Source organism: Vreelandella sulfidaeris (assembly GCF_042429665.1).
Classification (GTDB): domain Bacteria; phylum Pseudomonadota; class Gammaproteobacteria; order Pseudomonadales; family Halomonadaceae; genus Vreelandella.
In genome coordinates this window covers 171,326-183,914 of sequence record NZ_JBHMAC010000010.1, presented here as the reverse complement: position 1 = coordinate 183,914, position 12,589 = coordinate 171,326, and the positions used below count along the sequence as shown (strand labels likewise).

General features: G+C 57.1%; 12 protein-coding genes. 8 read left to right on the top strand and 4 right to left on the bottom strand.

The features are described from left to right. Window positions 1-37: 37 nt before the first annotated feature. From ACFFLD_RS05785 to ACFFLD_RS05775, 3 genes are read right to left on the bottom strand one after another with little or no spacing between them, the layout of a single operon-like run. A complete protein-coding gene (locus ACFFLD_RS05785; protein ID WP_386037911.1) occupies window positions 38-601 on the bottom strand; it encodes an L-threonylcarbamoyladenylate synthase in 564 nt (187 codons plus the stop codon). 49 nt (window positions 602-650) lie between these two features. Further along, window positions 651-1,784, bottom strand: coding sequence for a DNA-processing protein DprA (gene dprA, locus ACFFLD_RS05780; RefSeq protein ID WP_386037908.1), 1,134 nt, complete (start codon window positions 1,782-1,784; stop codon window positions 651-653). 35 nt (window positions 1,785-1,819) lie between these two features. After that, window positions 1,820-2,902 carry a LysM peptidoglycan-binding domain-containing protein gene (locus ACFFLD_RS05775; RefSeq protein WP_386037905.1) on the bottom strand — a complete coding sequence of 361 codons (1,083 nt, stop codon included), beginning with the start codon at window positions 2,900-2,902 and terminating at the stop codon, window positions 1,820-1,822. Window positions 2,903-3,094: 192 nt separating this feature from the next. Here ACFFLD_RS05775 and def point away from each other — a divergent pair, with 192 nt between their 5' ends. The 8 genes from def (at window position 3,095) to ACFFLD_RS05735 (ending at window position 11,573) form a co-directional block, all read left to right on the top strand. Beyond that, on the top strand, window positions 3,095-3,607 hold the full coding sequence (gene def / locus ACFFLD_RS05770; RefSeq protein ID WP_386037902.1) for a peptide deformylase: 513 nt from the start codon (window positions 3,095-3,097) through the stop codon (window positions 3,605-3,607). A gap of 36 nt (window positions 3,608-3,643) precedes the next feature. Beyond that, window positions 3,644-4,642, top strand: coding sequence for a methionyl-tRNA formyltransferase (gene fmt, locus ACFFLD_RS05765; protein WP_386037899.1), 999 nt, complete (start codon window positions 3,644-3,646; stop codon window positions 4,640-4,642). After that, window positions 4,639-5,976: a 16S rRNA (cytosine(967)-C(5))-methyltransferase RsmB gene (rsmB, locus tag ACFFLD_RS05760; RefSeq protein ID WP_386037896.1), complete on the top strand. Its 1,338-nt coding sequence runs from the start codon at window positions 4,639-4,641 to the stop codon at window positions 5,974-5,976. Before fmt ends, rsmB begins: the two co-directional genes overlap by 4 nt. Before the next feature lie 110 nt (window positions 5,977-6,086). After that, complete coding sequence (locus tag ACFFLD_RS05755) at window positions 6,087-6,293, top strand: dodecin (RefSeq protein ID WP_386037893.1); 207 nt, start codon at window positions 6,087-6,089, stop codon at window positions 6,291-6,293. A gap of 178 nt (window positions 6,294-6,471) precedes the next feature. Further along, window positions 6,472-7,845, top strand: coding sequence for a Trk system potassium transporter TrkA (trkA, locus tag ACFFLD_RS05750; protein ID WP_386037890.1), 1,374 nt, complete (start codon window positions 6,472-6,474; stop codon window positions 7,843-7,845). A gap of 52 nt (window positions 7,846-7,897) precedes the next feature. Beyond that, window positions 7,898-9,346 (top strand): TrkH family potassium uptake protein, encoded by a 1,449-nt coding sequence (locus tag ACFFLD_RS05745; protein ID WP_386037887.1) that lies wholly within the window; start codon window positions 7,898-7,900, stop codon window positions 9,344-9,346. Between the two features lie 41 nt (window positions 9,347-9,387). Continuing rightward, window positions 9,388-10,671, top strand: coding sequence for a TraB/GumN family protein (locus ACFFLD_RS05740; RefSeq protein WP_386037884.1), 1,284 nt, complete (start codon window positions 9,388-9,390; stop codon window positions 10,669-10,671). Beyond that, window positions 10,668-11,573: a DMT family transporter gene (locus tag ACFFLD_RS05735; RefSeq protein WP_386037881.1), complete on the top strand. Its 906-nt coding sequence runs from the start codon at window positions 10,668-10,670 to the stop codon at window positions 11,571-11,573. Before ACFFLD_RS05740 ends, ACFFLD_RS05735 begins: the two co-directional genes overlap by 4 nt. On the opposite strand, the gene ACFFLD_RS05730 is transcribed toward ACFFLD_RS05735, so the two are convergent. Beyond that, on the bottom strand, window positions 11,570-12,439 hold the full coding sequence (locus ACFFLD_RS05730) for a tRNA-uridine aminocarboxypropyltransferase (RefSeq protein WP_386037878.1): 870 nt from the start codon (window positions 12,437-12,439) through the stop codon (window positions 11,570-11,572). The two genes, ACFFLD_RS05735 and ACFFLD_RS05730, sit on opposite strands and share 4 nt — an antisense overlap. Between the last annotated feature and the right edge of the window lie 150 nt (window positions 12,440-12,589).

Here is a 12,589-nt window from a genome sequence, read left to right as displayed (position 1 = left end):
AGCGCATGTTTAGGAGCGCATAGTTAGAAGCACATGGTTAGGAGCGCATGATTTTGCCGGTGGCCAGGTCTCTAATGGTGCTGGGCTTGGCATTCCCCCCCAGCGCACCTTCCACCACATGGGCCACATCATCGCCAAAGATGGCGCTAATGTCGGCAGCGTCCATCGCGGGCGGTTCGCCCGACCGATTCGCCGAGGTTGATACCAACGGGCCACCAAATGCTTCACACAGGGCTTTCATAACCGGATGGTCAGTCACTCGCAGTGCTACCCGATCATGAGCCCCCCGCACCAGCCCATGGCTGCGTCCAAAGTCTGGCACTAACCAGGTATTAGGCCCTGGCCAACTCGTCGCCAGAGGCGCGTGCATCGCGAGCGGAAGCTGACTTAACCAGGGTTGGAACTGTTCAATATTCGCCGCAACGAGGATGACGCCTTTGGCCGGGTCGCGCTCTTTCATGCGCATCAGGTGGGCCAACGCTTCGTCGTTTTCGGGGTCACAACTAAGCCCCCATACCGCTTCGGTAGGACAGGCAATCACCCCCCCGTTACGCAGTGCGCTCAATGCGGGGGCTAGATCGAGTTCGGCAGCTAAACTCATGGTTTCTCCTCACCGTTCGGCTGAACACGTCATTCATGCCCGCATCCTATCATGGCCGCGGCAGCCGTACCCAGCCTCCCGCCTGCTGGCTAACCCAGCCCTCTAGCTCCAGCATCAATAGCCGCTGCTGACAGTCACTGACCGTCACGCCGGTGGCGTGCACCAATAGATCAATCGGCATGGGTGTGGCCGAAAGGGCCGCTAATAAAGGATCGGGTAGAGTCTCGGGCAACGGCTGTGTGTGAGGCGGTGGATCAATACTGAGCGCTGCCTGCCCAACGACCTCACTCGTCGGGATAAACGCCTGCGCCCAGTGGCCAAGATCTGCAATGATATCGTCGACGCTGCACGCCAAGTGGGCACTTCCCTCTCGCAGCAGTGCCAGGCAGCCACGCGCCTGAACATTGTGTAGAGAACCCGGCAGCACAAACAGCTCACGGTTTTGCTCCAACGTCAGCCGCGCACTCACCAGTGAACCACTTTTTTCGGTGGCCTCGACCACTAGCGTACCAAGTGACAGCCCGGTAACGATGCGGTTGCGACGTGGAAAGAAAGCCGGTCGCGCGCGAGTGCCGGGGGGATGTTCAGACAGTAGCAGGCCGCCAGGCAGGCGGCTCAACTGCTCGTGAAGCTCACGGTGGGAGGCGGGATAGATCATATCAACGCCGCAGCCAAGGACAGCAATCGTGCTGCCGCCGGCGTTTAGCGCGGCACGCTGGGCCACCCCGTCAATGCCTAATGCCATGCCGCTGACCACACACCAGCCACGCTGTGTTAAGTCACGTGCAAACGTTTGTGCGTTATGTGTGCCTTCGCTCGTCGGACGACGCGTGCCTACCATGGCGAGCCTGGGCCCTGCGAGCGCGCCAAGGTCGCCCTGTGCCCATAGCACCACCGGCGGGTCAGGCAGTTCATTCAACAGTTCAGGCCAAGCGGGATGGTCACGATGCAGTACATGACGATTAGGCCGCTGTTGCTGCCAGGCCAACGTTTCATCAATGATTCGTTGCAGCGGGCTGCGCTCGGGATGCTCAAGCCACAGGCGTAGCTCACCGGCCGCCCGGCCAGGCAAAGCAGCCAACCAGCCTTGTGGCCACTCCGGCTGTCTGGCCACTAATTGCGCGATACGCAGCGCGCCCATCCCCGGTAACGCATTGATCGCCAGCCACGCCTGGGTATCCATTTCACCTCCCAATCCCATAGGGTATGTGTCGTCCGCTAATTCACTGGGGAGAGGACTTGATCCCCCACTTCAAGCACACGCGATGCCTGCATCACCAGCGCATAGCTCACATGATCGTAGGGCTTGAACACCATCACGACACCCGCTTCACTGTTAGGCAATTGAATCAGCTCCTGTGTACGCGGGTCGTTGATTAACTCGCCTCGCTGGTTCACCTGCAGTACGTGCCCCGCCTGAAGCCCCTCCAGCGTGCCAATATCCAGCGTGACGATCTGATAGCGACCTATGAAGCGTACGCCGCCCGGTACGGCAATGATGTGCCCTTCCACGCTATTGAGCGGCGCACGCGGCATGAATTCACGGTCTAACTCCCGCTCTTCCAGTGCTAACACGATATCGTTGATGCGCACCTCTTGAGAGGAGCTTATGACCTCAAGCTGGGCGATATCCTCATCACTACTATCTTCATCACTACTATCTTCATTACTACCAAGGGGGCGGGCGATACCGACGTTAATCAACTCCAAGCCAAGGGGGGTGCCATCCATCGCCTGGTAAGGCTCTGTCTGCCGGTAAATACCTACCTGACCGTGACTCGGCACATCGCCACGCACGTAGAGTTTATCTCCTGCCCCGCTGATCAAGCGGCGATCCTCGCCTGCCACCACGTAGGCCAGCGTCTTCAACTCGGAAGCGTTATCGACCACACGATGGTCGCGAAGAAAGGCGCGTGCCACGTCCATCGGGATCGGCTCAATCGCCTCTCTACGTGGCAATGTACGCATCTGAGGCGATAGCTTTACCACCCGCTGGCCTCGCTCCAGCTGCAAGCAGGGAGTGCCCTGGCAATCGCTCAGCAGCAATACATCCCCTGGGTAGATTAGGTGCGGATTAGCGATCTGAGGATTTTGCTGCCACAGCTCGGGCCACTGCCAGGGAGCGTAAAGATAGCGTCCGGCGATGCCCCAAAGTGTATCTCCTGACACCACCTGATAACGCTCAGGCGCATCACTACGCAGGCGTTCCCACGCGGTCGCATCGCCAGCACTCAGCAGCATGGTCGCACTCAGCAGCAATGCGCTCAAAGCGCCACGGTAGGCGTGTTGTTTCACCGCCATTCGGCTCTCCCGGGTTCGATGAAAAGGTCATGTTGTAGATGGTTCATGGCAGCCCGTGGGTATCAGCTGGGCATGCCCAGAAAGGTTGACAGCATGATATAGTGACCCATCATAAAGTAACTAGACCAGTAGACACTCGTCACGGTCTAGTTTGACTTAATTCAGACTCAGCATAACGGTGATTGTAACGTCATGGCCAAACTTCCTATTCTTGAATTCCCCGATGAGCGCCTGCGTACCAAGGCGGCTGAGGTGGAAACCGTTGACGATGAGGTACGTGCGCTCGTCGACGATATGCTGGAGACCATGTATGACGCCCGTGGTATCGGTCTAGCCGCGACCCAGATCGACGTTCATCGGCGAGTCGTTGTCATGGACGTCAGCGAAGACAACTCCCAGCCGTTGGTACTCATTAATCCTCGTTACACGCCTGTAGGCGAGGAAAAAGAGCACCTCTCGGAAGGCTGCCTGTCTATCCCGGAGTATTACGCCGAAGTCCCTCGTTATCTTACCGTTCGGCTCAACGCGCTGGACCGTAATGGCGATGCCTACGAGCTGGAAGCGGACGGGTTGCTTGCTCACTGCATTCAACACGAGTACGACCATCTTGAAGGGGTGCTCTTTGTTGACTACCTATCGCCGCTTAAACGCGACCGCATTCTAAAGAAGATGCAAAAGCGCCATAAGCAAATGCAGGACGCCTAAGCTTCATTTCCATTCACGCCAGGTAGCTCTCTCTTTATGTCACGATTGCGCGTTGTTTTTGCCGGCACGCCTGAATTTGCCGCTTCAAGTCTTGCAACGCTGCTGGAAAGCCAGCACGAGGTGGTCGCGGTGTACACCCAACCCGATCGTCCTGCCGGGCGTGGCCGTAAACTCTCACCCAGCCCTGTCAAACAGCTGGCGTTAGAGCACAATCTGCCGGTCTATCAGCCTCAGACACTGAAAGAGCCCGCGGCTCAAGCTGAGCTCGCGGGCCTTGATGCCGATATTATGGTGGTAGTGGCCTATGGCCTGCTGCTTCCCCAAGCGGTGCTCGACACGCCACGCCTGGGCTGTATTAACGTGCACGCGTCACTGTTGCCGCGTTGGCGCGGAGCGGCGCCCATTCAGCGCGCCATTGAAGCAGGCGATAGCGTCTCGGGCGTGACGATCATGCAGATGGACGCTGGTCTGGATACCGGCGCCATGCTGGCAGAAGTGCGCACCCCGATTACCTCGCGCACCACGGGAGGCGAGCTGCATGACAGCCTCGCCGTGCAAGGCGCTGATGCATTAATCAATGTGCTGGATGCGCTGAGTGCTGAGACTGAGAAGGTGCAGGCCACGCCTCAGCCTGAAGAAGGCGTGACCTATGCCGCCAAGCTCAGCAAAGCGGAAGCCGAGCTCGATTTTGACCAGCCCGCGCATCAGCTAGCCAATAAAATTCGTGCGTTCAATCCCTGGCCGGTGGCATGGTGCGCACTGGAAAACGACCGTTTACGATTGTTGATGGCCAATGTGGAGGAAGGCGAGTTTCCCCCCAGCGTTCCTGGCACGCTGCTTGATCACGGCGATGATCATTTACGTATTGCCTGTGGCGAAGAGGGCCGCGACGTATTATGCGTGACCAGCGCGCAGCTGCCCGGAGGCAAAGCAATGGCCGTTCGCGACCTACTCAATGCGCGTCACGCGCGGCTAGCCAGCGGACATCGGCTTGGCAAATTGGCTGCCAAGACCAACGAAGGAGACACCCCATGAGCCAACAGCGCTCCAACCAACGTGGTGGCAGTGGCCAAGAAGTGCGTGCCGCGGCGGCCCGTGCGCTAGCACCGGTGCTTAGCGATAAAGGCTCGCTGGCCGGGTTAGACGAACATAGCGTGATTGCGCGTGATCGCGGCCTGCTCAAAGAGCTTTGTTTTGGCACCTGCCGGCGGTTACCGCGTTTGGAAGCCTTAGCCGGGGTGCTGCTTAAACAGCCATTTAAAAAACGCGATAGCGATATTCAGGCCCTGCTGCTGCTAGGTATCTATCAGTTGCTCTACATGCGCATTCCCGCCCATGCGGCAGTGGGTGAAACCGCGGGGGCGGCTCGCCTGTTGGGCAAGGAGTGGGCTACCCGCGTGCTGAATGGCTGCCTGCGCCGCCTACAGCGAGAATCCGAGGCACTCCAGGCACAGGTTGACCGCGACGAAAACGTTGCATTAGAGCACCCGCCCTGGCTACTGAACGCTTTACGAAAGGCATGGCCCGAGCAGTGGCGAGCCATTATCGACGCCAACAACCATCCCGGCCCCATGACATTGCGGGTTAACCAGCGCCATAATGACCGCGAAGCCTATCTGTCACGGCTCACCGGCGCGGGATTGGACGCTCACTTGTGCACCCATGCCCCCGATGGCATTACGCTTGAGACCCCCTGCGATGTGATGACACTGCCGGGCTTTGAAGAGGGCCAGGTCAGCGTTCAGGATGAAGCCGCTCAGCTCTGCGCTGCGTTACTGGGCCCTGCGCTGGCTCCCCGGCCGGGCGCACAAGTGCTGGATGCTTGCTGTGCGCCTGGAGGCAAAACGGCCCACTTGCTCGAACAGTTTGATATCAACCTGACCGCCATTGATAGCGACAATCAACGCTTGGCGCGGGTGGAGGACACCCTTAGCCGACTAGGCGTTGAAGCGGTGCTTGAGCACGCTGATGGTACCCAGCGCGACTGGTGGAGCAAGACCCCCTTCGATGCCATACTGCTCGATGCTCCCTGCTCCGGCACCGGGGTCATTCGGCGCCATCCGGATATCAAGAAATTACGTCGTAAAGAGGATATTCGCGCCCTCGCCACGCTGCAGCGCCAGTTACTGGATAATCTATGGCCCATGCTTCGCGAAGGCGGCACTCTGCTCTATGCCACCTGTTCTGTTCTGCCGGAAGAGAACAGCGAGCAGATTGAGGCGTTTCTGGCCCGCACCCCGGACGCCCACGTAACAACTCCTCGCGATGTGGCCTGGGGAATCGCCAGCGGCGCGGGACGTCAGCTGTTTCCAGAGCAGAGCAGTCACGATGGCTTTTTTTATGCCAGACTAGAGAAGCGCACTGGCTAAAAGTGCACTACGTACTCGTAATGCTTGTTATAAGTAGAGCTTGTTATAGGTAGTGTTCTTTATAGCAGTGCTCGATTAGATAGCACATACATAACCAGGATGGAGACACCATGAGTCATCACACTTATAAGCACGTGGAACTGACCGGATCTTCCGAAAAAGGAATTGAAGAAGCGGTCCAGAACGCGCTGGCAAAAGCATCACAAACGATTCAGCACATGCGCTGGGTGGAAGTAACCGATACACGTGGCCATATCGAAGATGGTCAAGTCGCGCATTGGCAGGTCACTGTTAAAGTCGGCTTTACGCTAGAGTAATCCTTACCTGCTTTTCGGTGGCGGCTGGTTTACACTGGCCGCCGTCTTTATTGCAGCGCATGATAGGCACATCTGGCCGAATATTAATAACAGCTCGTGTCAGAACCCGGGGTCCTAAGATCTCCGTTAGGTCTTATCGACATCGCGCTGGCGCTTTTAATGGAACCGATGCTTAGCAATGAAAATCATCATTCTCGGCGCCGGCCAGGTCGGCGGCACCTTGGCCGAACACCTCGCTCGCGAGGAAAACGACATCACTGTTGTCGATACTGACGCCAAAAAACTGCGCGACCTACATACCAAACTCGATATCCGCACCGTGACCGGGGCGGGCTCTTACCCCATTGTGTTGCGTCAGGCGGGTTGCGAAGACGCCGATATGTTGATCGCCGTTACCAACAGCGATGAGATCAACATGATCGCCTGCCAGGTGGCCCACACGCTGTTTCGTACCCCGACCAAGATTGCCCGGGTGCGCGCGACCGCCTACCTGACCCGTAAAGGGTTGTTCGCCCACGAAGCGATTCCCATTGATGTACTGATAAGCCCTGAGCAAGTGGTCACCGATCATGTGCGTCGCCTGATTGAGCATCCCGGCGCCCTGCAGGTGCTGGACTTCGCCGGTGGTCTGGTACAGCTAGTGGCCGTCAAGGCCTTCTACGGTGGCCCGCTGGTGGGCCAGGATCTGGCCTTTTTACGTCGCCATATGCCCAATGTGGACACCCGAGTGGCGGCTATTTACCGTCGCAGCCGGCCGATCATTCCGCGTGGTGATACGGTCATCGAAGCCGACGACGAAGTGTTCTTTCTCGCCGCCCGCCGCGATATTCGCGCGGTGATGAGCGAACTTCGTCGCGTCGAGCGTGGCTTTCGTAGGGTGGTGATTGCCGGGGGCGGCAATATCGGCGAACGGCTGGCCGAGCATCTGGAACATAGCCACCAGGTCAAGATCATCGAACACAACCTGGAACGCTGCACCACCTTATCTGAGCGCCTGGATCGCACCGTCGTGCTTCATGGCAGCGCCACCAGCAAACGTCTGCTGGAAGAAGAGAACATCGAAGAGTGCGATATCTTCTGTGCGCTGACCAACGACGACGAGGTCAATATCATGTCGTCGCTGCTGGCCAAACGGCTGGGGGCAAAGAAGGTACTCACGCTGATTAATAACGCCGCTTATGTAGATTTGGTTCAGGGGGGTGAGATTGATATCGCCATCTCGCCTCAACAAGCGACGATCGGCAGCTTGCTCACCCATGTCCGCCGTGGCGACATCGTCAACGTCCATTCGCTACGCCGTGGTGCCGCCGAAGCCATTGAAGCCATTGCTCATGGCGACAAACAGTCGTCCAAGGTAGTGGGTCGCACCATTCGCGATATCGACCTTCCCGAAGGCACCACCATTGGTGCGATTGTGCGCGGCAAGGAGGTCATTATCGCCCATGGTGAGGTGATGGTGGAAAGTGGCGATCACATCATTCTCTTTGTTATCGATAAGCGCCGCATCCGCGATGTAGAGCGCCTGTTCCAAGTCGGTTTAACGTTCTTTTGATAGCCCCCGAGCCACTTTCAACGACTGCTGATAACAGGAGCATGCGACAACCATGAGCTTGCGGGTTATTTTGCGCATTTTAGGGCTGCTGCTTATGCTGTTCAGCCTCACCATGCTCCCCCCAACGTTGATTTCACTCTGGTTTCGCGATGGCGTCTGGAGTGCCTATATCATCGGCATCGCCATCTCAGTGGCGACCGGACTGCTGCTTTACCTACCCAATCGTCGCGCCCAAAAAGAGCTGCGCATCCGTGATGGGTTTATTATTGCCGCCATGTTCTGGACGGTACTGGCGCTGTTCGGCTCGCTGCCTCTAATGCACTTTGGTGAAAGCTCACTGGGAATTACCGATGCCGTCTTTGAGTCGTTTTCCGGCCTGACCACCACCGGCGCCACCGTCATTACCGGTATCGATTTTCTACCCGAGTCCATTCTCTACTATCGACAACAGCTCCAGTGGCTGGGCGGAATGGGTATTGTCGTGTTGGCGGTCGCCATTTTGCCCACCTTGGGGGTCGGCGGTATGGCGCTTTATCGCACCGAGATACCGGGCCCTCTCAAAGACTCAAAGCTGACGCCACGGATCACCGAAACCGCCAAAGCACTGTGGTATATCTACGCCACGCTTACTTTCGCCTGTATGGTGGCTTATATGTTGGCGGGCATGAGCTGGTTTGATGCGTTAAGCCATAGCTTTTCAACGGTGGCGATCGGCGGTTTTTCCACTTATGACGCCAGTATTGGCTACTTTGATAGCGCCACGATTGAGCTCATCTGTGTCACGTTCATGTTGATTTCAGCATTCAGTTTTAGCCTTCATTTCATCGCTTGGCGTGAAAAAAGTCTGGTGCACTACTTTCTCGACCCCGAAGCGCGTTTTTTGATGCTGTTTCTGCTCGCCTTGGCCACGGTGACGGTGATTTCGCTGTGGTTAACCGACACCTACGATACCCTGCGCGGTTTACGACACGGGGTTTTCCAGGTCGTTTCGGTCGCCACCACAGCAGGCTTTAGTGTCGCCGACTTTTCCCTGTGGCCAGGGGCCCTGCCCTTTTTATTGTTTGTTGCGGCATTCGTGGGTGGTTGCTCCGGGTCGACCGGCGGCGGTATGAAAGTCATCCGGATTATCCTGATTCTCAAGCAGGGCATGCGTGAAATCATGCGGCTGATCCACCCCAACGCCGTCATTTCGGTCAAAGTGGGCAAGGTCAGCGTTCCCGACAGTATTGCCCAAGCGGTGTGGGGGTTCTTTTCGGTTTATGTATTGCTGTTCTTTTTAATGCTGGTAGGCGTCATGGCGACCGGGGTTGACCAGGTCACCGCGTGGTCCACGGTCGGGTCTGCGCTTAATAATTTAGGCCCCGCTCTGGGAGACGCTAGCACTCATTATGGCGATATGCCCAGCCTGGCAAAATGGATACTGGTCCTTGCCATGCTGCTCGGTCGCCTGGAAATTTTTACGGTCCTTGTGCTATTCACACCTGCTTTCTGGCGGCGTTAAACAGAACATCGCCGACCACTTATTGATCTTGAGAGCTATTAATGTCCCACGATGAAACGTCTCACGAAGAGACATCTAACGAAAGTACGGCAACGCCGACGACAGCATCGTCCTCGTTCCCTGCCACCAGTGGTCCATTGAAAACAGTCACGATGGGCGACACTCGCTACACGCTATTGGGCACCGCCCATGTGTCGGCGGAAAGTGCAGAGGATGTTCGCACCCTGCTGTCTAGCGGTGCCTTTGATGCGGTGGCGATTGAGCTTTGCGATGCTCGTCACCACAGCATGTCCAACCCCGACGCCATGGGTGAACAGGACCTGTTTCAGGTATTCAGGGAAGGCAAAGCGGGCATGGTGGCGGCGAGTCTGGCATTGGGCGCCTTTCAACAGCGGATTGCCGACCAATCCGGCATTCAGCCCGGTGCGGAAATGCGTGCAGCGGTTGAAGAAGCGAGCAAACACCACCTACCGCTGTTACTGGTCGACCGTGATGTCGGTGTAACGCTCAAGCGCATCTACCGCAATGTGCCCTGGTGGCAGCGTTTCTCGCTGTTCTCAGGCCTGATTGGCAGTGTGCTCTCGCGTCAGGAAGTCTCAAAAGAAGAGATCGAAAAGCTGAAAGAAGGCGATATGCTGGAAGCCACGTTCAGCGAATTTGCCGCCGAGTCAGAAGCCCTTTACACCCCGTTGATTCGCGAGCGCGACCGCTACATGGCATTACGGCTGGCCGAAGATGCCCCGCCGGGACGCTACCAACATGTGCTGGTGGTGCTCGGTGCTGGCCATTTAAAAGGCACCAGCGAGCATTTGGAAGCCTCGCTGCCCGCCAACCCGACCGAAGAACGCGAATCGTTAGAAGCGACACCGCCACCATCCAAACTTTGGAAAGCCTTGCCATGGCTGATCACTGCCTTAGTACTCACCGGGTTTGCGATTGGTTTTTCACGCAATACCGGGCTCGGCTGGCAGCTGGTACTTGAGTGGTTCTTGATTAACGGCATCCTCTCCGGCGGGGCCACCATTATTGCGCTGGCACACCCTGTCACGGTCATAGCCACTTTCTTTGCTGCTCCGCTTACGTCACTAAACCCCACTATCGGCGCGGGCTTTGTGGCCGCGGGGGTAGAGCTCTATATTCGCAAACCCAAAGTGCGCGACTTCTCCTCGCTACGCCAGGACGTTACCGAACTAAAAGGCTGGTGGAAAAACCGCGTCTCGCGCACCCTGCTGGTGTTTATTCTCGCCACGCTAGGTTCCGCGGTAGGCACCTGGGTCGCCGGGTTTAGAATCGCTGGCGCCCTGTTTGGCAGCCCCACCCCGTGAATACGATTAAACAGGCCCCGTGGCAAGCCGATGCGCTGTTACTGCTCGTCACGCTGTTTGCCGCTGGTGGCTGGATTTTCTCTAAGGAGGCGCTCGCGGGCATGCCACCGCTGCTGTTTATCGGCACGCGCTTTTTGCTCGCGGGGCTTATTTTATTGGGGTTTGCCTGGCCGACGTTGCGACGCATGCCTGCTCGTCGGATTTGGCGAGGCGTATGGGTAGGGTTTCTATTCAGCGCCGCCATTGCCTTTTGGATACTAGGGCTCAAGCACTCGGATCATTTGGGTGAAAGCGCCTTTATCAATAGCCTCGGCATCCTGCTGGTACCGGTCGTCGCGCGGCTGTTATTTGGTGATCGCCCGCCACGCTCCACCTGGGTAGCGCTGCCGGTGGCGCTACTTGGTTTCATTTTACTGTCGTTAAATGCCGGTTTCAGGGTGGAGACAAGCCAGTTGTTCATGGTGTGTGCCGCGCTCTGCTTTGCGCTGTTGATTAACGTCAATACGCGAGTAGTGCGCAACGTACCCGCCCTGGCGCTGACCACCATGCAGCTATTGTCCGTCGGCAGCGTACTCACCACGCTGTCGCTACTGTTTGAACACCAACCGATGGCGCTAAACACGTCGATTCTAGGCTGGTTCATGGCGAGCGTATTAGTGGCGAGTTCCTTGCGCTTTTTCCTTCAGATCACAGCACAGAGCATGACCACCCCCACCCACGCGTCGGTGATTTTAATGCTTGAAGCGGTGTGGACGGCACTGCTTGCCGGCTGGTGGTTTGGTGAGACGATGACGTTACTGCAGCTTTGGGGCTGTGGGCTCATTTTTACTGCCCTGCTGATTAACCGCTGGTTCTGGGTGCGCCGGGTACTAACTCGCTGGCTACCCGGTACCTCGCGTTAAACGCGCTGCTCATTGAGCGCCAACAAACGCCGCATCGCTGCCGTCGGCGGGTCTATCTTGTGGTGCAGACGACTCGCCGCGTAGCTATCGTTAAACACCTCAAAGTAGTCATCCAGCCTATTCGCGGCGCTCGTATCGCCGCCCTGACGCAACAGCTCAATGGCGACTTCCGCCGTACAAAGATGCGCCGCAGAGGCCGGTTTGCGCAGCCGATAGCGTGTCTCGCGCTCGGTCTTCAATGGCAATACAGGTAAAGCATCCAGATAAGCGCTTTTACGGAACATACGCCGAGCCTGTCGCCACGTGCCGTCTAAAATAATAAACACCGGAATCCGCGCCGATTCAGTGGCCGCGTGAACCGCCGACATATCCACCACACGTTCAGCGTAATCGGGCTGATCATCGGGAAATATCACAAAGGGCGCGTAGCGGTGGTCTTCCAGTAACGCCGCCAGCTGCGCATCCGGCGCCGTGCGATACCAGGTAAACAGCTGGGTCGCGGGGAGCACATCACGAATCAAACGGCCGGTATTGGTCGGCTTGAAGTGCTCAAGCGGATGCGTCAACAACCAGACCTGCGCATGGCTTTTCGCCGTCACCTGATACGGACACAAGCAGTTTATCACCGGTAATTGGCAATGCTCGCAGCGGGTGACAAAGCTACCGCGTGCCTTGAACTCGCGCCGCGGTGGGCGCGGATACTCAACAGCCGAGTCCGTATCAACAGAGCCCGTATCAACAGAGCCCGTATCAACTGAGTTCTTATCAACTGAGTCCTTATCAACTGAGTCCTTATCAACCAAGCCCATATCAACTGAGCTTTTATTATCAGTGCTTTTATTAGCAGCGCTATCAATAGCGGACATTGGCGCTCCAGTGTGTGGAAAAGGGCGGTGAGTATAAATGAGCGCCAGGGGCATTGACGAATATTTCCACCGCTATGTAAACCTGAAAAATGGTTAGCGTTGACAGCTTAAGCGCAACGCCGCTAAAGTCTCGTCAACCGCCTAGTCAAC

Coding starts and splice junctions, on each gene's coding strand:
- ACFFLD_RS05785 (WP_386037911.1), bottom strand. CDS start 601: ATGAGTTTAGCTGCCGAACTCGATCTAGCCCCCGCATTGAGCGCACTG.
- dprA (WP_386037908.1), bottom strand. CDS start 1,784: ATGGATACCCAGGCGTGGCTGGCGATCAATGCGTTACCGGGGATGGGC.
- ACFFLD_RS05775 (WP_386037905.1), bottom strand. CDS start 2,902: ATGGCGGTGAAACAACACGCCTACCGTGGCGCTTTGAGCGCATTGCTG.
- def (WP_386037902.1), top strand. CDS start 3,095: ATGGCCAAACTTCCTATTCTTGAATTCCCCGATGAGCGCCTGCGTACC.
- fmt (WP_386037899.1), top strand. CDS start 3,644: ATGTCACGATTGCGCGTTGTTTTTGCCGGCACGCCTGAATTTGCCGCT.
- rsmB (WP_386037896.1), top strand. CDS start 4,639: ATGAGCCAACAGCGCTCCAACCAACGTGGTGGCAGTGGCCAAGAAGTG.
- ACFFLD_RS05755 (WP_386037893.1), top strand. CDS start 6,087: ATGAGTCATCACACTTATAAGCACGTGGAACTGACCGGATCTTCCGAA.
- trkA (WP_386037890.1), top strand. CDS start 6,472: ATGAAAATCATCATTCTCGGCGCCGGCCAGGTCGGCGGCACCTTGGCC.
- ACFFLD_RS05745 (WP_386037887.1), top strand. CDS start 7,898: ATGAGCTTGCGGGTTATTTTGCGCATTTTAGGGCTGCTGCTTATGCTG.
- ACFFLD_RS05740 (WP_386037884.1), top strand. CDS start 9,388: ATGTCCCACGATGAAACGTCTCACGAAGAGACATCTAACGAAAGTACG.
- ACFFLD_RS05730 (WP_386037878.1), bottom strand. CDS start 12,439: ATGTCCGCTATTGATAGCGCTGCTAATAAAAGCACTGATAATAAAAGC.